Annotated in this window: 15 protein-coding genes; 9 read left to right on the top strand and 6 right to left on the bottom strand. The window is 31.3% G+C overall.

Translation table 11 applies throughout. From position 1 onward, the window contains the following. Positions 1 to 105: 105 nt before the first annotated feature. Positions 106 to 960, bottom strand: a complete 855-nt coding sequence (gene rlmB, locus V9L04_RS17940; protein WP_338791296.1) for a 23S rRNA (guanosine(2251)-2'-O)-methyltransferase RlmB — start codon at positions 958 to 960, stop codon at positions 106 to 108. Positions 961 to 1,172: 212 nt separating this feature from the next. On the opposite strand from rlmB, the gene gcvT reads away from it, so the two are divergent. The 3 genes from gcvT (at position 1,173) to rpmH (ending at position 3,520) form a co-directional block, all read left to right on the top strand. Further along, on the top strand, positions 1,173 to 2,294 hold the full coding sequence (gcvT, locus tag V9L04_RS17935) for a glycine cleavage system aminomethyltransferase GcvT (protein ID WP_338791295.1): 1,122 nt from the start codon (positions 1,173 to 1,175) through the stop codon (positions 2,292 to 2,294). Positions 2,295 to 2,511: 217 nt separating this feature from the next. Continuing rightward, the gene (locus tag V9L04_RS17930) at positions 2,512 to 3,150 is read left to right on the top strand and encodes a T9SS type A sorting domain-containing protein (RefSeq protein WP_338791294.1); all 639 of its coding nucleotides are present in this window, start codon (positions 2,512 to 2,514) and stop codon (positions 3,148 to 3,150) included. Between the two features lie 214 nt (positions 3,151 to 3,364). Continuing rightward, positions 3,365 to 3,520, top strand: coding sequence for a 50S ribosomal protein L34 (rpmH, locus tag V9L04_RS17925; RefSeq protein ID WP_014799268.1), 156 nt, complete (start codon positions 3,365 to 3,367; stop codon positions 3,518 to 3,520). A 312-nt stretch (positions 3,521 to 3,832) separates the two neighbouring features. Here rpmH and V9L04_RS17920 read toward each other — a convergent pair whose 3' ends face one another. Next, complete coding sequence (locus V9L04_RS17920) at positions 3,833 to 6,532, bottom strand: hypothetical protein (RefSeq protein WP_338791293.1); 2,700 nt, start codon at positions 6,530 to 6,532, stop codon at positions 3,833 to 3,835. Positions 6,533 to 7,210: 678 nt separating this feature from the next. Between V9L04_RS17920 and V9L04_RS17915 the strand changes: the two genes are divergently transcribed. Continuing rightward, positions 7,211 to 10,672, top strand: coding sequence for a pyruvate carboxylase (locus V9L04_RS17915; protein WP_338791292.1), 3,462 nt, complete (start codon positions 7,211 to 7,213; stop codon positions 10,670 to 10,672). 292 nt (positions 10,673 to 10,964) lie between these two features. On the opposite strand, the gene V9L04_RS17910 is transcribed toward V9L04_RS17915, so the two are convergent. The 3 genes from V9L04_RS17910 to V9L04_RS17900 all read right to left on the bottom strand — a co-directional run bounded on the left by V9L04_RS17910 (position 10,965) and on the right by V9L04_RS17900 (position 13,970). After that, positions 10,965 to 12,068, bottom strand: coding sequence for a hypothetical protein (locus V9L04_RS17910; RefSeq protein ID WP_338791291.1), 1,104 nt, complete (start codon positions 12,066 to 12,068; stop codon positions 10,965 to 10,967). A 168-nt stretch (positions 12,069 to 12,236) separates the two neighbouring features. Continuing rightward, positions 12,237 to 12,860, bottom strand: coding sequence for a hypothetical protein (locus V9L04_RS17905; protein ID WP_338791290.1), 624 nt, complete (start codon positions 12,858 to 12,860; stop codon positions 12,237 to 12,239). A gap of 129 nt (positions 12,861 to 12,989) precedes the next feature. Continuing rightward, complete coding sequence (locus V9L04_RS17900) at positions 12,990 to 13,970, bottom strand: pyruvate dehydrogenase complex E1 component subunit beta (protein WP_338791289.1); 981 nt, start codon at positions 13,968 to 13,970, stop codon at positions 12,990 to 12,992. A 615-nt stretch (positions 13,971 to 14,585) separates the two neighbouring features. Here V9L04_RS17900 and V9L04_RS17895 point away from each other — a divergent pair. The 5 genes from V9L04_RS17895 (at position 14,586) to V9L04_RS17875 (ending at position 19,690) form a co-directional block, all read left to right on the top strand. Further along, on the top strand, positions 14,586 to 15,569 hold the full coding sequence (locus V9L04_RS17895; protein WP_338791288.1) for a hypothetical protein: 984 nt from the start codon (positions 14,586 to 14,588) through the stop codon (positions 15,567 to 15,569). 7 nt (positions 15,570 to 15,576) lie between these two features. Beyond that, the gene (locus tag V9L04_RS17890) at positions 15,577 to 16,623 is read left to right on the top strand and encodes a hypothetical protein (RefSeq protein ID WP_338791287.1); all 1,047 of its coding nucleotides are present in this window, start codon (positions 15,577 to 15,579) and stop codon (positions 16,621 to 16,623) included. 326 nt (positions 16,624 to 16,949) lie between these two features. Beyond that, positions 16,950 to 17,327, top strand: a complete 378-nt coding sequence (locus V9L04_RS17885) for a hypothetical protein (RefSeq protein WP_338791286.1) — start codon at positions 16,950 to 16,952, stop codon at positions 17,325 to 17,327. Positions 17,328 to 17,668: 341 nt separating this feature from the next. Beyond that, positions 17,669 to 19,384, top strand: coding sequence for an AarF/UbiB family protein (locus V9L04_RS17880; RefSeq protein WP_338791285.1), 1,716 nt, complete (start codon positions 17,669 to 17,671; stop codon positions 19,382 to 19,384). Positions 19,385 to 19,399: 15 nt separating this feature from the next. Next, positions 19,400 to 19,690, top strand: coding sequence for a hypothetical protein (locus V9L04_RS17875; RefSeq protein ID WP_338791284.1), 291 nt, complete (start codon positions 19,400 to 19,402; stop codon positions 19,688 to 19,690). 143 nt (positions 19,691 to 19,833) lie between these two features. Here the strand turns inward: V9L04_RS17875 and V9L04_RS17870 are convergent, their stop codons facing one another. Then, positions 19,834 to 20,481: a hypothetical protein gene (locus tag V9L04_RS17870; RefSeq protein WP_338791283.1), complete on the bottom strand. Its 648-nt coding sequence runs from the start codon at positions 20,479 to 20,481 to the stop codon at positions 19,834 to 19,836. Positions 20,482 to 20,497 lie beyond the last annotated feature (16 nt).

The following is a 20,497-nucleotide window of genomic DNA, read 5'->3' as shown; positions in this document are numbered from 1 at the left end:
AGTTATCAGTTATCAGTAAACAGTTACCAGTAAAATACTAATTTACTGTAACTGTATTTTTATTTTTTAGAAAATTAGCTTTGCTGCTTTTTTAGGTCGTAATTTTTAATTCGTAATTGATTTTTGACGAACTACCTCGTATAAAGCTACACCTGTTGCTACCGAAACATTGAGCGAACCTACTTTTCCCACCATAGGAAGACTAGCTCTTTCATCTACTACTTCTAGCACTTCTTCCGAAATTCCTACTTCTTCTGAACCCATCACAATGGCTAAAGGCATATCTAATTCCAAATCATAAATCTGTTTGTCTGTTTTTTCAGTACAGGCAACTACTTTCAAACCTGATTCTTTCAAAAAATTAACTGCGCCTACCAAACTTCTATATCTACAAATTGGCATGTGCATAAGTGCGCCTGCTGAAGTTTTGACTGCATCTGCACCCATTTGAGCTGTTAAGCGTGTCGGAACTACAATTCCATCTACACCTGTACATTCTGCCGAACGAACAATTGCACCAAAATTTCTAACATCTGTTATTCTATCCAAAATCAAAATCAATGGATTTTTGCCAGCTTCAAAAGCTCCTGCAACGATATTTTCTAAGGGAACAAAATCAATTTCAGAAACAAAAGCAACTACACCTTGATGCGCTTTTCGTGTAACTCTATTCAACTTTTCAACAGGAACTCGCTGAACATAAATGCTTTGCTTTCTTACAAGCTGCATAAGTTCTGTCATTTCTTCACTTTTAAAATCTTTTTCTACTAAAATTTTATCGATAGTTTTATCACTTCTGAGTGCCTCCAAAACAGGATGCCAGCCAAAAATAAAATTAGAAGTAGTTTGTCTTTGATTTCTATTCTGTCTTGAATGAGTATAGTCTTTTTTTTCTTTAAAATTACTTTTCGAATCTTTATAATCGTCGTTTCTGTTGTTATCGTCGCTTGGAGTTTGCATAGTTTTACTTTTTGGGAATTGCTTTTGGTCTAAATGGAATGCAAAAAAACGAATAAAAGCAAAGATTACCTAATTTGAGGATTATATTCTAATTTATTCTAGCAAAGACTTACAAAATTAACGTATTTTCAAAATCAACCATTCCAAAAAAATACCTATTTTTGTGTTTATATATAGACATTTGATTTTAACACAATAAACATATAATTAAAATGGCTCAAGATTCTTCTATTTCAACAGACTTAAAACGTGTTGCTTTGCACGATGTGCATACAGCTTTAGGTGCAAAACTGATTCCTTTTGCTGGTTATGAAATGCCTGTTTGGTATGCTTCTCAAACTACTGAACACCATGCTGTTCGTGAAAAAGTAGGTATGTTTGATGTTTCGCATATGGGCGAGTTTTCTGTAAAAGGTGAAGAAGCTGAGGCTTTTTTACAATATGTAACTTCAAATGATGTGGCTACACTTTATGATGGAAGAGTTCAGTATTCTTGTTTTCCAAATGATAAAGGTGGAATTGTAGATGATTTATTAGTTTATAAGATGGCAGAAAATGATTATTTTTTGGTTGTCAATGCATCTAATATCGAAAAAGATTGGAACTGGCTTATGAAACACAAGCCTGAAAGTGTAGAAATGACAAATATTTCAGATAACATTAGTCTTTTTGCTGTTCAGGGTACAGTGGCTATTGATGCGCTTCAACCTCTTACAAAAGCCAACTTAAAAGAAATCCCCTATTATCATTTCGTAAAAGATACGTTTGCAGGTGTTCCTAATGTAATTATTTCGAATACAGGCTATACAGGTGCAGGTGGTTTTGAAATTTATGTAAATAATGAAAATGCTGTTGCCGTTTGGGAAGCAATTTTAGAGAGTGGAGCAGCACACGGAATTATTCCTGTTGGACTTGCTGCACGAGATACACTTCGTTTGGAAATGGGTTTTTGTTTGTATGGAAATGATATAAATGACACCACTTCGCCTTTGGAAGCTGGACTAGGTTGGATAACCAAATTTAATAAAAAATTTATTAATAGTGAAGCATTAGAATTACAGAAGAAAGAAGGAGTTAAGAAGAAATTAGTAGGCTTTGAGGTATTGGATAAAGGAATTGCCCGTCAGTTTCATAAAATTTTTGATGCAGAAAGTGATGGAAATCAGATTGGAGAAGTTACTTCTGGAACAAAATCACCTTCACTGGGTAAGTCTATCGGAATGGCATATCTCCAAAAAGATTTTACAAAAGCAGGAAGTGAAATTTTTGTAGAAGTAAGAGAAGGAAAAAGAATGAAAGCTGAGGTAAAAAAGTTTCCTTTTTTACAGAAGTAAACGATTATTTTGTAGCTGAGTAAGATGGCTTTATCGAAAAATATGTTTTTTACTATACTATAATCTGATTTATAGGGTTATTGGTATAAATTCTGACTATTTTAGTTTAGAGTAAGAATACTTATTCTTCAAAAAATGCTATCTTATTCAATACTATTTATTTGAAACTATCTTGAATTTAATAAATCAATTAGTTTCTCAATTCTACCAAACGGCTATGCGAAAAAAATATATATATTCTTCTTTTAATCCTCTTGTACATAGTATAGGCTGTTTTCTGATTTTGCTATTTTGTGCTTTCCATACACACGCTGATAGTTATGCACAAGAAGTGAGTATTCAGGCACAAGCCACTTCTCCACAGACAGTTATTTTGCGATGGCAATTAAAATCGGCTGCTGAAACAGTTCCTATTTCTTATTTTGAAGTAGAAAGAAGTATTGATGGACGTAATTTTACAACTATCGAAACTATTCAGAGCAACGATATAGAATATTATTCTTTTGTAGATAAAAAAGCATTTGCTTCTCGTCTGCATTATCGCTTAAAAATTCTTAATACGGCTGGCAAAACTACTTATTCTGATATTATGCCTGTTGATGTAATTCTTACACTGGCTTCTAATCAATTTGTGCCTTCTACAGTAGAAACTTCATATATCAAAATTCATTTGCCAAGTACAGATTTGCATGCAACAGTTCAGATTTACGATGCTGATGGAGTTCTATATTTTTCGGTAGAAGCTGATAAATCACCTCTGATTATTGATATCAATGGTTGGCAGAATGGAGAATATTTTGTTCATTTTCGTTCAGCACAACGTACAGAAGTTAATAAAATGCTTGTAGAAAGATAAAACTAAATAATTTTAAATAATTCTTGTAGATACGCTAGTCTTTTTGTACTTTTGCCCTTCATTATTTTAAAATATTTGTAAAGCGATTTAGGAATAATGCTTATAGCATAAAAATATAATTTTTGAAATTTGTCAAAATTTATAATTAGCTCTACTGATTTTAAATTCTGATTCTAATTTCTAATATTCTTAAATTATTTAAATCTATACCATTATGAAACGTACTTTTCAACCTTCGCAACGTAAGCGTAAAAACAAACATGGTTTTCGTTCACGTACAGAAACTCCAGGAGGACGTAATGTAATTCGTGCTAGACGTGCAAAAGGACGTCATAAACTTACTGTTTCTGACGAACGTACACACAAATAAGAATTACTCTAACTACTCTAGTGTTTCTACTACTTTGATAAACTAAAGTTAAACCAAAGTGAAGATAAATTAGGACTTGTTAATACTATAAATTTTATAATTTATCTTATTTGCAAGTCTTTTTTTTGTATTTCTATTTGCTTTTTTATATCCTAACTATCTTTAAGACCCTACTAATAGACATTTTTTGGGTACTACAAAAATAAAAACAGGGTTAAAACCCTGTCCAATTTATAATTCCGACTCTTTTTTTTAATTAACAGGGTTTTAATCCTGTTTATGCTTAGGATTTGGAGAAAATAATGCAATTCATTACAAACATTCCATTTCTAAAATCCAGTCTACCAAATTTTCATAAATTCCTTGTACAGCAAAAACACCATTTCTACGTAGGCGAAGCTGTGGCGAGAGGTTAGGTTGAAGGTTTACTAGAAAAACACAAGGCGAAATACGATGCTTTTGTCGATATTCTTTTAGTAATTTAAAAGGAAAAGGAGGTTGTTTTTCTGTCCATTTACTCAAAAGAATAATTCTTGAATAGGCTTCTTTATCTTGAATAAGTCGACGAAGAGCCACCGACAGGTTTCCTTTTTCAGAAGTAGCATAATTCATCATAGCATCTTGCAAACGGTGTTGAAATGCTGCTGTATCTTTCTGATTTTGAGTGTAATAAGTGTTTAAAGCATCTTCACTCAATATTTTTAGATGAATCAAATCGGACGAGCTAACCGAATTTCTACTAGAGTTTTGAAAAATAAAAGCACTCAGCCAACTTGCTTTTTCTAATGATTGGGCTTCTGTTGTCAGAGCTTCGTCCAAAATTATCAGTGTCTTTGAAAACCTTTTATTATCCTTCTTATTATTGAGCCTTGAAATATTTTGAATAGTATGAGGCAAAATTTCTTTTAATAATCCTTTCTGAATATCATTTGCTTTTGTAAGGTCTGGATAAAGCGTTAAGAAATCCTCTTCAAAAGGTTTGCGTTCGAAAATACGTTCTACTTTTCCTCTAATTTCTTTAAAAAAAGGAATCATTTCTCGTTCTTCTTGTGCTGTTTGTTGGTAAATAGAAGCAAGTTGTTTTCGTGCCTTTGAAAGTGTATTTTCTATATCTTCTTTTGTTACCTGAATGATATTTTGAATAGTTTTTCGTGCATCTTCTAACTGATTTCTCAATTCATTTCTTAGCACAGATAATTCTTCTTTTTGGTTTGCTTTCGTTTTATCCCAATAGGTTTGACGCACTTTATTCTCATAAATTGATTGAAAATCTTCTAAGCTAACTCCTTTTTTCACCTTTTGCTTCTGTTTTTTACTCAAATTCTTTTCGATTACTTCCCCCAATAAATTAGAAGAGTTATCATTTTCTGAATCTGAGTTATTTTCTAAATGTTCTTTTTGTTGCTTTTGAGCCTGATTTAGTTGTTTTGTCAAATGCTCGCTTACTCCTTTAGCTACTTCAAACATTTCCTGTAAAGCTGCCTGCATAGGTGGACGTGCTTGTTCCAAATAAAGCTCTTGAATATCTTTAAAGGCTGCAATTCTGCCACGAATTCTGTGCAAAATTGTATCTTCTAATTCTTCTAAGTGAATAGCAATTTCTTTCAAAACATCTTGTATTTCTTCTGGCGAATAAAAATAAAGGCGTTTGATTTGTTCTATCTTTTCAGAATAAAAAACGTCTGCTAGTTCTCCAAAAAAGCCTACTTTACGACGTAAATTTTTGAGTGCTTGTCGTTCAATTTTTCTCCATCCTTCTTGCTGAACCAAAGAGGGAGGAAGTTCACTCAAATAATTTTCTTCAAAAGTAGAAAGTAAATTTTCAATCTGTATGCTTCTTTGCATAATTTGCGCCATCTGTTTAGGTGCTTGTTGCAAATCAGGTTTATTGATTTGAGTAAAAAATAGGCGTTGTTGTTCGTCTAACTCATGAAAAATAAGCATTAGGCGATGATAGCCACCAAAAAAAAGCTCACCTTCCCACTTTTTGAAAATGCGTTTTGAAGCTACTTGCAAACGATGAAGTTCTTCTTCTTGTTCGGCAACAATACTTTCTACAAATTCTTGTGTATACAAAATTCTGTGTACTCGTTTTACATACGCTTTATGAATTTGATTATAACTTTCAAGAATCTGAAATGGCGAAAGTTTGTTAGCTAATTCTATATTTTTACTTTCTTCTTGTGTAGTTTGGTTTAATTTACTTTGTAGCTTTTCTAAAGCTACTTTTACAGTTTTAGGCGAATTTTTGAAAATTAGAGGCAATTCTTCTAAAATTTCTTGGCTAGAAAGTCTATCATTCACAACAAAATCTTTCCAAAGCTGACTTTGTTTATTTCGTTTTTCTTGATATGAACCTTTTTCTAAATGTGCTTTTGTAAGTTCTTGTTTCCATTTTTTTACAGGAATTTTTGCTTTAAAATTTTTCTTCAAAAAAGCTGCATTAATTTCCTGATGTAATCTAGGGCGACAGATATTCAGACAGTCAGCCAAAAGCATTTTCTTATGTGGAAAGTCTTTAAAAAAAATAGTAAAGTCTTCTTTTGTTTTATTTTCTAGACAAAATCGAATTGATTTTTTGAGAGAATTTGGAAATGGTTTTTCAAAAGATGCTGTATAAAACTCAAAGAAAAAAGTTACATCTTGAAGAGTCTGTAAAACTTCTATAAAAAAATCTTTTTGTCCTTCTTCATTTTTCTGAAAATAAGCTATCATTGCCATTATTCTTAAGACTACTTCATCAAAACCATTCAGTTTTGCATATAACAAAACATCTCGCATAGAATAAGGCGAAATATAAGAAGAAAAGTAAACCCACTTTTCTCTACCGAAGTTAGTTTTTTTGTTTTTATATTCGTTCAGAAGATTGCTCGTAATACGGTTTTGAGTTTCATTTTGTCCATAATGAAGCGTTAGAATATCTTGAAAAAAACGTTTTTGATAAGGCGAAAATGAAGAAATAATAGATTCTATAATTTTTGAAGAATAAGTAGAAGAAATATTTTTTTGCATTTTCAAAAGTACAATTATTTTTATTAAACTGGAATATTTTATACAACTAAACAAGTTTTTCTTATAAAAACTATTAGGTCTTTTATTATGCTTTAAACCTTTGTTCTCAAGTTATGGTTGTTGGTGTCGCTAAAACACCAACCACAGCATTTTCTGCAAAAAAACAAAACCCACGATTTTAATTGTGGGAAAATATTTTTTGCTCTTCCAACTTTTTAGCGAAACATTGTGTGTTCAGTTTAGCTTCGCTGAGAACAGTGTACCCCTCAGCGAAGCTAAAACAAACGCACACCCTTTTATAATTTCGCTAAATTGTCGTAAGAGCCAAAAAATTTATAGTACACTGTATTTAAGAATAGAGAAATAACTTTTGTTTTTTCATAATATAGAGCTTATAAATAACACTTTGTAAAAAGAAGTATTTTTTACCTTTGTGAATGTCTTACTAACTACCTAAAACTATTTCTCAAATTCTTTTATCAAGTAAATTCTGTAATAATAGTTGTGTAGTTTTAGATTTTGATTTGATAAAACTCTTTTTTTATCTAATTTTAAAAATAAATTAACACCAAACACAACACACTAAAGCATTCTTTACCTTTCCTATTACACAATTAGCATTTATTATTTTACTGTATTCTTACTAGTAGCTGATAACTGTTTACTGATAACTGATATATGCAAAACGAAAACATAAAAAAACTAGACCGTATTCTAGTGGCTAATCGTGGAGAAATTGCGATTCGTATTCTTCGTGCAGCTTCTGAACTAAATATCCGAACAGTAGCAATTTATACCTATGAAGATAGATATTCTTTACACCGTTATAAAGCTGACGAAGCCTACCAAATTGGAGCAGAAGACGATCCTTTGAAACCCTATTTGGACATTGAAGAAATTATTGCACTTGCAAAAGCAAAAAAAATTGATGCCATTCACCCCGGATATGGCTTTTTATCTGAAAATGTAAATTTTGCACAGCGTTGTCGTGAAGAAGGGATTATTTTTGTAGGTCCTTTGCCAGAAGTTATGAATCAATTAGGCGATAAAGTAGCTGCAAAAGTAATTGCTCGTCGTGCGCTAGTTCCTGTAATTGAAGATAGCAAAGACCCTTTGAGTTCTGCCGAAGTAGCCGTTAAAGAAGCTACTAGAATTGGTTATCCTGTAATTATAAAAGCTGCTGGTGGTGGTGGTGGACGTGGAATGCGTGTTTGTCATGATGAACCTACTTTGGTAAAATCATTTAAAGAAGCAAAGAGTGAAGCCAAAAAAGCCTTTAATGATGATAGAATTTTCTTAGAAAAATATATCGATAACCCAAAGCACATCGAAGTACAGATAATGGCTGATAATTATGGAAGAACCGTTCATTTGTTTGAGCGTGATTGTTCTGTACAACGTCGTTTCCAAAAAGTGGTAGAAGTTGCCCCAAGTCTTACGCTTTCTCAGCCTACAAAATATGCGCTTTATGATTATGCTTTATCAATTGCAAAAGAAGTAAAGTATAATAACGTTGGAACGGTTGAGTTTTTAGTAGATGCTGACGAAAATATCTATTTTATTGAGGTAAATCCAAGAGTTCAGGTAGAGCATACTATTACTGAAGAAGTTACAGGAATTGATATTGTTCGCACTCAAATTCTGATTGCTCAAGGTTATCCACTGACAGATAAGCGAATTTATATTCATAGTCAAGCCGATGTGCCTTGTAATGGTTTTGCTATTCAATGTCGTATCACAACCGAAGACCCAGCTAATAATTTCAAACCTGATTTTGGGTTAATTGTCGCTTACCGTTCTGCTGACGGTTATGGAATTCGTTTGGATGCAGGAAACTGTTATACAGGCGCACGAATTTCTCCATTTTTTGATCCAATGCTTATCAAAGTTTCTGCAAAAGGGCGAACTCTTTGGGGAGCTGCCGTTCGTTTGCATCGTGCTTTGAGAGAATTCAGAATTAGAGGTGTAAAGACAAATATTGATTTTCTTTTAAATGTAATTTCTCATCCAGAATTTCAAAAAGGAGAAGCCACAGTTAAGTTTATTGATAACTATCCAGAGCTTTTCGAAATGCCTCGTCGTTTTGATAGAGGAACAAAAATGCTCCGTTACATTGCCGAAACTACTGTAAATGGAAATGAGAGTGTAAAAAAATTAGACCCAACAAAAACATTCAGAACGCCAAAAATTCCAGATTTTGATAAAAAATATCAAGATAAATTTCCTAAAGGAACAAAAGATAAATTAAATAAATTAGGACGAGAAGAGTTTTGCAAATGGCTCAAAAAAGACAAAGCCATTCATTATACGGATACAACTTTAAGAGATGCTCATCAATCTCTTTTGGCTACTCGTGTTCGTCCCTACGATATGCTTGCTGTTACAGAAAGTTTTGCTAAAAACCATCCAGAAGTATTTTCTTTGGAAATGTGGGGAGGAGCTACTTTTGATGTTTCGATGCGTTTCTTGCACGAAGACCCTTGGGAAAGACTAAAAAACATCCGTAAAGCTGCACCAAATATTCTTTTACAGATGTTACTTCGTGGCTCAAATGCTGTGGGTTACAAAGCCTATCCTGATAATTTAGTCATAAAGTTTATTGAAGAAGCATCTGAAAATGGTATTGATATTTTCCGTGTTTTTGATTCCTTAAACTGGGTTGAAGCGATGAAAGTAAGTATCAAAACTATTCGAAAACACACTAATTCACTAGCAGAGGCTTGTATTTGTTATACTGGCGATATTATTACCAATCCACAAGGAAAGTATAATTTGCAGTATTATTTAGATTTGGCTAAAAAACTAGAAGATGAAGGAGCGCATATTTTGGCAATTAAAGATATGGCAGGACTTCTACGTCCGTATGCAGCCGAATTACTAATTTCCAAACTCAAAGAAACAGTTCATTTGCCTATCCATTTGCATACACATGATACTTCTTCTATTCAGTCTGCAACCTATTTGAAGGCGATTGAAGCAGGAGTTGATGTGGTCGATGTTGCTTTGGCTTCTATGTCTGGCTTAACTTCTCAGCCTTCTTTCAACTCTGTTGTAGCAGCTATGGAAGGACACGAGCGTGAGCAAAAAATATATTTACCAAAACTCAATTCTTTTTCAAATTATTGGGAAGATGTAAGGGAATATTACTATCCTTTTGAGTCAGATTTGAAGGCAGGAACAGCAGAGGTTTATGAACACGAAATTCCGGGAGGACAATATTCAAATCTTCGTCCACAAGCAGAATCGTTAGGTTTGGGAGATAAATTCCAAGAAATAAAGAAAAATTATGCTGTTGCAAATGAGCTTTTTGGAGATTTAATTAAAGTAACTCCTAGTTCGAAAGTGGTTGGTGATTTTGCTTTGTTTATGACAGCAAATGGCTATACAAAAGCTGATATTTTGGAAAAAGGCGAAACAATGTCTTTTCCAGAATCGATAAAAGAAATGATGCGTGGAGATTTGGGGCAGCCACAAGGAGGTTTTCCAAAGAAAGTTCAGAAGATTATTCTTAGAAAAGAAAAACCTTTTACAGAACGTCCGAATGCACATTTAGAGCCAATTGATTGGGAAAAGGAATGGAAATCATTTAAGAAAGAATTCAAAAATGCAAATGAGTTAGATTTGCTTTCTTATTTATTATATCCAAAAGTATTTACAGATTTTTATAACACAACTCAAGAATTTGGCGATGTTTCAATTCTGCCTACCAAAATTTTCTTTTATGGAATTCAGCCTAACGAAGAAATTATGGTCGATATTGCTGAAGGAAAAACACTAATTATCAAACTGCGTTCTATCAGTCAGCCTGACGAAGATGGAATGAAAACAGTTACTTTTGATATGAACGGACAAATTCGTCGTGTCAGAGTTTTGGATAAGAGTTTGAAAATAACAAAAATTTCTAATCAAAAAGCAAGTACCACTGAAGACGGAGAAGTAGGTTCGCCATTGCAAGGAAAAATAGCTGAAGTTTTGGTAAAAGAAGGCGACACTGTAAAAGCTGGAGATTCTCTTTTTGTGATTGAAGCCATGAAAATGGAAACTACTGTCAGTACACCAAAAGCAGGAAAAGTTAAAAAGATTGTTTTAGCTGGTGGCTCAATGGTAGAACAAGAGGATTTAGTTATTTTGGTGGAGTAAAATTGTGATGTATTTGGTAAGACGCTAACAACAGCAAGATTATTTCACAATTATTTAAACCCTAGTTTTTCTATTTTTAGAGAATCTAGGGTTTATTTAAGTAATTATAGGCTACAATTTTGTTAAGTTGGATTTTTTATTTCAAAAAACATAATTTTATATTTCTGAGGCGTTTTATAGTTTCCCTAAGTATTTTTCAAAAACAGGAACTTCGTCGCTATTTATCTAATTGTGATAAGCAACTACTTATCAGTTTAATCTATAAAATCTGTGTTCCATTGCATTTTTAGTTTTAAAATTCCATTTTTTCTTCAATCTGATTCATAAATTCTACTTTTTCATCGACATGAAAAGCCAAAACTTCAAATTCTTTATTTATTCCATAGATACCATTTAGTTTTGCCTTTTCATGAAGACGAATTATAATATTATGTTGTTCAAGATTTCCTAAAGGAGAAAGTTTTTGATATAATTTGATTTGATCCTTACTTTCTATTCCCTCTATTTCTAATAATTCTTCCAGTGATTTTTCAGAAACTTCTATTGATTTAATATTTTTTATTTCAATTTCGGTTTCACTCATTATGCCATAACGCAAATAAAGTGTGTCATTTTCTATCAAAATTGGTCTTTTTGAAAACGATTTTGCAAAAGCAAGAAGTTGAAACCCTGTATAAATACTTAAAATAGTCAGAATCCAAGCTCCTACAACGCTCCATTGAGTCAGCAATAAATGAATAGCAATCGTTTCAATAGCAATAATAAAAACTAAAGCTCCCAAAAGCCCAACTGTTCCACTGTTTTTGTGATAGGTAAATTCTTTTAGAGGATTTATTTTGATTTTTCTCCAGTTAATAACTGAATAATAAACAACTGCTATTTCTGTAGCCAATAAAGAAGCAGGTAGTTTTGGTAAAATTTCCTCACAACTGTTTCTCAAAACTGTAAAAAAGTCAAAAGAAATGTCAGTGGTGTTTTTATCTAAGTCTACTTCATAATTTGCCTTCAAAGCTCTATATTTCTTAATGGCTCTGCTAACTTTCCAAATTACTACACTCAAAATACTTAGTTCAATTACAGGAAAAAAGTAGGTTTTGAAAAGTTGTAGATAAACTTGGTTTTCTTTTGGCAGGAAATATAATCCTAAAAAAAGACCTGCAATCATCAAAGTAATAGCTGTCAGATTAGATATTTTAGTTTTTCGAATTGCCAAAAAATAAATAATCGGAATTGTCAAAACAAAATCAATACTGATAGCTAAAGTTAAATTATCTGATTGAGGGAGAAAATAAGGAGATTGAATAAAAAAAATAAGACTTACTAAAAGAAGTACAGGAATAAAAAGTAACAGAAATTGCTTATTATTTTTCCAATTTTGAAGAATTGTAGCATTCATAATTTTGTCATTTAAAGTTTGTTTGTCAATAAAAACTCTTATAGTTTGAACGTAAACAATCCATTTAAAGATTAGATTATTTTTATTTTTTTCATAAAAAAACGATTACCAATTTAAAGATTGATAATCGTTTTTATAAAATATCTATACAAGAAAGATTTATTTTGTTTACTTATCTTCCCAGTTACCTACTGTAGAAACTTCATTTAGAGAGCCAAAACGTAAGAATTTTGTACGACGGTTTAGGCTTTCGTCAGAACGTTCTTTATTAACTGGAAAAGGATCAATTACTTCGATATAATCAGCCATAATATCTGTTTTTCCAGTAGGTTTTTTCTCTACAAACATCTTGAATTGCTTGTCACCTTTTCCTGGGATATATTCCATACTATCTAAGCTAAAAGTAGGTCTTCCATCTTCAAAAACACTATTAATTGCAGGTACTGTACCAAGTGTATCATAAATAGTACGAACACTATCACCTAAGTAATACGTTTCAAGAGTACGAATTTTGTCTTTTGGAATTACAATTTCTTTTTTACTGACGTTGTAAATGACACCTTCTTTCATAAATTTTTCTAAGTCATCCCAACTAGCAGCGTATCTTCCATAACGTAATTGATATGTTTTTTGAGCTTCACGAATGATTTTGAGACGTTCGATGACACGAGCTTCAGATTCTATAATAAGAGCTTCTTGTTCTATACTTGTTTTGATAGTGTCTACAAGAGCATATCCAAGTACAGCAGCACAAAGCCAAAAGACAACAGTAAAAATGGTTCGTTTTTTCATGTTTTAAAAGAAAAGTAAATTTTGAAATTCAGTATATGACTGTAAATTTCGTTATTTTATTGATAAATCAAAATAATTTTAGTGTTTAAACCTATAAGGTTTGACAAACCTTATAGGTTTAGAATAGAATTAGCTAACATAAGTTACATCTTTGATAGCTTCAATAGTACGTTTCACATTTGGCAAAACAGCTTCGATAAGTGTAGGTGCATAACTCAAAGGAACGTCCATAGAATTTACTCTACGAATAGGAGCATCTAAATAATCAAAAGCGTGGCGTTGAACATTATAAGTAATATCAGTTGCAATAGAAGCTAATGGCCAAGCCTCTTCCACAATTACCAAACGATTTGTCTTTTTTACAGACTTAATAATAGCAGCATAATCAATCGGACGAACCGTTCTTAAATCTATTATCTCAACTGAAATCCCTTCTTTTTCCAATTCTTCGGCAGCTTGTTGAGCTACTTTCAAAATTTTGCCAAAAGAAACAACAGTTACATCTGTTCCTTCACGTTTTACATCAGCTACGCCCAAAGGAATCAAATATTCTTCTTCTGGAACTTCGCCTTTGTCGCCATACATCATCTCAGATTCCATAAAAATGACAGGGTCATTATCACGAATAGATGATTTGAGCAAACCTTTTGCATCATACGGATTAGCTGGAACAACTACTTTCAAACCAGGTGTATTGGCATACCAATTTTCGAAGTTTTGAGAGTGCTGTGCACCTAACTGACCTGCATTTCCTGTTGGCCCACGAAAAACAATCGGTGCGCCATACTGTCCTGCTGACATAGCTAGTGTTTTGGCTGCCGAGTTGATAACTTGGTCAATAGCAACTAATGAAAAATTAAAAGTCATAAATTCGATAATCGGACGTAAGCCGTTCATCGCTGCTCCAACGCCAATTCCTGCAAAGCCTAATTCAGCAATTGGTGTATCAATGATACGCTTTTCACCAAACTCTTCTAACATTCCTTGACTGACTTTATAAGCTCCATTGTATTCTGCTACTTCTTCTCCCATCAAAAAAACGCTTTTATCACGACGCATTTCTTCGTTCATGGCTTCACGTAAGGCTTCTCTAAATTGAATTACTCGCATAAATTTTTATAGTATGAGCTAATATCTTTTGAAAATATAGCTAGTGTGTATAGGTCTGTTTTGTTTTAAATTTCGTTTGTAATGGTAAATTTACAGAATATAGCCAAATAAGAAAATAAAATTTGTGTCTTTCTCAAAATCTTTCTCAATCTTTTGTAATCTATTGATAAAATATTCAATAAATTTTATGAGAGGTTTTCTCTTATATAATCCGTATTTTCAAAGAAAGTAACATTTTTTTGTAAAAAATAGAAATTAATTTTAATGTGAACTTGTGATTAGAAATAGTCTCTTTGTCTTCGGTGAGACACCAACAACAGCAAAGAATGATTGAATTTAGAATAGGTTGATTAAATTTAATTCAAAATATCTCTATATTCTTTCACCCATTTAACTTAACTTGATTCAAATAGGTAAGATTTTTATACTCAACTAGAACATATCTATCTAAAATAAGTAGCTGAGCAAAATTATTTATATGTAAATGAAACCTATCTGAAATCTTAAAGGGGGCTTGGCAGTTTAACCTTACACTTTCTAATTATTTTCTTAGATATGTTTTATTTTGCTCAGTTACTTAATATTAAACCTTATCAAGTCATATTAAATCTACTTATGAAAAAACTGCTTTTCACCTTTCTATTGTTAATTATATGTGTCTATTCTTGTTTTGCTCAGACGGATTATAGTTTTGCTGATTTTATTGATGATGTTCCTTCAAATATAAAAAAAATTACTGCTTGGAATTCTGAAATTACAGAAAAAGGAGATACCATAACTTCAAAATCAGAATATTGGCAGTACGATAAAAACAAAAATCTACTTCTTTGGGCTAAGCCACAGATGTATTGTCAAATAGAAAAAAAATATGATGAGCAAAATAGAATTATTAGTTTAGAAAAATACTGTGGTGAAAGTTCGGATAATGGAATTATAACTATTTCCTACCCATCTAAAAATACAATTATAGAAAAACATGGATTATCTGGCTATTCAGCATTAATAAAAAAACAATTTTCTTATAATTCAAAAGGAAAGTTGATACGAGAAGAAGTTTATGATTCCCTTTATGATGAAGTCTTTAATCCTTCTAGCAACAAATACGAAATATATCATTCTGTAACTGTCTATAAATATGACAAAAATGATAATTTGATTGAGAAAAATAGATTTGATTTGCCAAATCTTACCACAGCAGAAACCACAAAATATATGTACAACAAGTACAATCAAATTCTAAGAGAAGAAATAAATACTAAGCAAGATGATGGTAATTTTAACACTTCAATTACAAAATATAGCTATTATGGTTATTTGCATAAAGGAGAAACCAAACCAAAGATCTTTATAATTAATAATACATTAATTTCAGATTACTCCACCGAAACTAAGACAAAACAGTATATTTACCCTCAAAAAAATGTATTAGAAATAGAAATTACTCAAACAAACACACGTATAAATCCCACCAGCAAAGAAACTTATCAATTAATTTATAAAAACAATCAACTCATTCGCAAAAAATATTTTTCTATGCCCCAAAAAAACCAAGATAGAAAAGTAATGAGTTGGATAGATTATCAGTATATTTTTTATTAAAAACCTTATGAAAAAACTACATTTTATCTTTCTATTTTTAGTCTTCTTATCTTTTTCTGCCTTTGCTCAAGAAGATTTGGAGCTATTCCAGCCTTTACCTACCCGTATTCAAAAGATAACAGCAGTTCAATATTATATTTATGAAGGAGACACAACATCTGTAAACTTCCTTGAATATAATTTTGATAGAAGAAAAAATCTAACACGTTGGGAATATTTCCCTTATCATGTGCAAGAAGAATTAAAATATGATTCTTTAGATAGGATAATAGAAATTGATGGACTTTATGGAGAAAGTTTTGGTAATGGAATAATCAAGTATTACTACCCTTCTAAAAATCAAAAAAAAGAAATTCATGATAAAATGGGTTATTATAAATATATTAAATCAGATTTTGAATTTTATGAGAATGAAGATTTAATACATGTAGAAATTACCTATGATTCTACTTTTAATCTTATAGACTCTAGTAATGCTATAAAAACAACCCAAACTAAATACTTTTATGATAATGATGAAAATAAAATAGGTCATTTGGTTCTTTTAGGAGATGAAGAGATTCTTATTGAGAAAGCAGAAATAACTTATCAAGAAGGGCAATTAATAACTAAAAAAATATTCAAATTTGACAATTCATCTATTAAACAAACTTATCAAGCAAACTTAGAGAGTTATGATTATATTTTAGAAGGGAACTTTAAAAATAGAATAGCAAAGAAAATAATAACTTCCATCTATACTACTGATAGTACAAAAAATGAAATACACTTTTCATATAAAAAGGTAGATTCACTAAGCAATATCCAAGAACAAAAATATTTTACTGACTATTCTGATGATAAAGAATATTTACAAAATACAGTAACCGAAAAAAGTTATTTTAGAAATGGAAAACTAACAAGAATCAATAAATATTTTTATCGTTATAATCGCTTAATTGCACTTGAAGAATATCATATATCAGAAGAAGAAAAATCAGAACCAAAGCTAGAAAGTTGGACAGAATATAGTTACTTCCTATACCCAAAAACAAAAGATAAAAAAAGAAAATAACAATACATAAATGACCAACAGTCATTTTATTTCCAATCATTTAAAAAATTTTCAAAAAAGACTTCTTTTATTAAAAAAATTGAAACAAAATTATGTTTTCGATAAAAATAAGCGAAACTTTTAAGTATCTATACAAAAAAGTTGTATTTCTCTGTAACATATCGTTACTTTGTGTCGTTATTAGTATGCAAGCATAACAAATAAACTCTTCTTAGTGTGTGTAGAAAGTTTGATTGTTTCAGTAACTTAGTTATCCTTAAAAAATACAAATTACTGACTTGCAGTACAATTTTTTATTCCAAACAAAAACCTTTTATTTCAATCTTATGGAAGATTTATTAAAAAAACTCGTTTACACTGGTGTTGGTGTAGTATCAATGACTGCTGAGAAATTACAAGAAGCTGTTGACAAATTAGTTGATGAGCGTAAAATGTCTGCAGACGAAGGCAAAAAATTAGTAGATGAATTTTTTGACACTACTGAAGAAAAGAAAAAAGAATTTGAAGGACAACTTTCTTCTATCGTAGAGAAAATTGTTCGTTCTTTCAAATTTGCTTCAAACAAAGAAGTATCTGAACTTACTGATCGTATCAAAACATTAGAAGCTCATGCTGGTATTGTTGGTGAAGTAGAACAAAGCGAAAAAAAAACAGTTAAGAAAGCCCCTGCAAAATCTGCTGCTAAAGTTGTAACTGCAAAGTAATTTACAAACGCATTACTTTTTACAATTTAGCAAGTAGCTAAAATATATAAAGCCAAATTTTTATTCTTTTTTCTTATATTCATTTATACAGAAAGTCAAAGAAATAAGAATTTGGCTTTTTTGATTCAGAATGTGTAATTTTATGTAACGTATCCTTTAGGATGCCAAAATGTACTGTACCTTTTATTACAGCGTAACATAATTTTGTTTGTATTTTACTATTGTCAGTGGAGACTCCGACAATGGCAGAATTATAAATTGAACAGGGTTTTAACCCTGTTTTACATACAAAACAATTTATACTACACAGTATTTATAGGTGCAAAAAATGTATAAACTATATGTTTTTTCAGAATACCGTCAAAAATATAAACCGTCTTAGACAATTAATTCAAGTTTTATTGAAATACGGTTTTGAGGATATTGTAATGAATACACCTCTTCAAAAACTGATTCCACCAAAAACTACACTTACTTGGACAAACAATGAAGATGGTGAAAGTGAAGCCTTGATGGTTTTTTCTACTCGTTCGGAACGCCTTCGAATGGTTATTGAAGAACTAGGTCCTACTTTTGTAAAATTAGCACAAGTATTGAGTAATCGTCCAGATTTTATTCCTGAAGATTTAATTGTTGAGTTTAAGAAATTACAAAATAGTGTTCAATCTTTTGACACTACAATTGCTAAAGAAATTATTTTCATAGAAACAGGACAAACGACTGATGAACTGTTCCAATTTTTTGATGAAGTGCCTATTGGTGCAGCTTCCATCGGACAGGTTCATCGTGCTAGATTACATACAGGAGAAGATGTTGTAATAAAAGTTCAGCGTCCGAATGTTCGTGCAAAAGTAAAAACTGATCTTGCTCTTTTGTTAGAGTTTGTACGACTTACAGAAAGTTTTTTTGTTTCGGCTGGTATCTTAAATCCATTAGAAATAGTAACTGCTTTTGAGAAAACCATGCAAAAAGAACTAGATTACATGACTGAAGCAAGGCACATGGAACAGTTCAGAAAAATGTATAAAGAAAAAAGAGACGAGTTTCATATTCCAAAGCCTTATTTAGATATTTCTACCTCAAAAGTATTAGTAATTGAATATGTAAGTGGTTGCAAAATTACAGATGTAGCACAACTTGAAGCGTGGGGACTTGACCCAAAACGTATTGCTGAGAGAGGAATGGATATTTATCTAACACAAATCTTTGAATACGGACTTTTTCATGCAGATCCACACCCTGGTAATATATTGATAAAACCCAATGGTCAGATAGTTTTATTAGATTTTGGGATGGTAGGAAAACTCATGACACATCAAAAATTTGCTTTTGCAGGTGTATTTATTAATCTAGCCAAACAAGATGCTCGGGGAATGGCTTCCAACCTTCGAAAACTTGCCATTGATAGTGAGATAGAAGACATGCGAAGTTTTGAATATGATTTACACGAATTGATAGAAGAGTTTGTTGTCTTAGATGCTGCTGGCGACATGGGAATGGCAGATTTGACAGAAAGATTACAAAAAATTATTTATAATTATAAATTAGAAATGCCAGGGGTTGTATTTTTGATTTTACGTGCTTTGGTTATTTTAGAAGGAATTGGAAATACGCTACATCCAGAGTTTCAGAGTTTGGAATATATTCGCCCTTATGGTGTAAAAATTTTGGCAGAAGAATATTCAGTTTCTAATGTCAATTCAGAGCTTTCTTATACATTAACCGAATTTGGAGGGCTTTTATACAATTTTCCTTCTGAGCTTCGCTATATTCTCAAAAAACTCCGAAAAGGAGAATTTAATTTTGATATAAAAATCCAAGCTGATGAGCCTATTCTTAGAAAAGCTGAATCGATTTCTAATCGTTTTACCTTTACCATGCTCATTTGTGCTTTAGTTCTTTCGGCTACAATTGCTCTAAATGCAAACTTTCCAGATTACCTCAAAACAGATGGAGGAATTCCTTATCTGAGTCTTTTGGGATATGGACTAGCTATTTATTTAGCTGTACTTTTGTTCTTATTGATTGTTCGAAGTAATATTGGAGGAAATAAGTAATTTAATTATAGATAAATGAAAAGTAAAATACCTTTTTATGCACTACTATTTTTCAATAGTAGCTATATTGTCATTGTAATTTTGGTAATGATTGGCAAAATGACTTTTGGATATGGTTTAGGAGATTTATTTTATATCGGATTAGTAGCAGTCAGTTTGATAATGAATACATTTTACCTATTAATCTACAAAAAAAGATTGAATATAATTGCTCTAATCAATTTATGTCTTTTTCTTTATTATATATTGAACCTTACAGTCATGAGAGGTGTAGAAAATCCTTGGAATGGAAGTTTGTTCATCTAAACCAACTTAGAATCTTTTTTTCAATTAAAGGGTATATATTAATTCATTTTCTAAGTTATAAAGCAGGCTTAATACCATATAAGATACGTTTATTTGCTTTAATATCGTTGGTAAGGACAGCGACAATGGCAGAAGAATAAATATTAACTTCGTACTACCCAGCATAGATATTTTCCGTTTGATATTCCTTCTAACATATCTTTAAAAACAGGTCTTTCATTAGCAACAAACTTAGGAATATTTTCGCCTTCCAAATAATGCAACATAGTGTATTCATTTATTTCCTTTGCATATTCAGCAGTTATATACTCATACTGCAAATTAGATTCTAAATACCTCATCTTAGGTAAAAAATTAGTCGTATTTAAAATTTCATTCAATTCACTACTTCCTCCTTTTGCAGCAGATAATAGATGATGTGTAAAAATGATTTTAGGTTTACAAAACCACAATTGCTTCAAGTAAACAGCTGATTTATAAAAAATGTAATAGTCATTCAAACGTTCATACATCATCATAGATGTATCATATCTATCTAAACTAGAGAAATACTCCAATACTTCTTTTACTCGTCGATAATCTGAGATTATTAAATTTTCTGATAAAATATTACTATCAATCAAATAACGAATTTGTGTCTCTTTCAAAATAACATCAATATTTACAGAATGAATTGCTTTTTGTATGAGAGAGTATTTCTTTTCTACAGAGGTATTATTATTAATCGCATCGTAATATAAATCCTTACTCAAAAGTGTAAAACCTATATTCCATCTATTAGCAAAGTACATAATTCGTAATTTTTAA

Origin of the sequence: Bernardetia sp. MNP-M8 (genome assembly GCF_037126285.1) — a bacterium.
GTDB lineage: Bacteria > Bacteroidota > Bacteroidia > Cytophagales > Bernardetiaceae > Bernardetia.
This window is presented reverse-complemented; position numbering and strand designations above follow the sequence as displayed.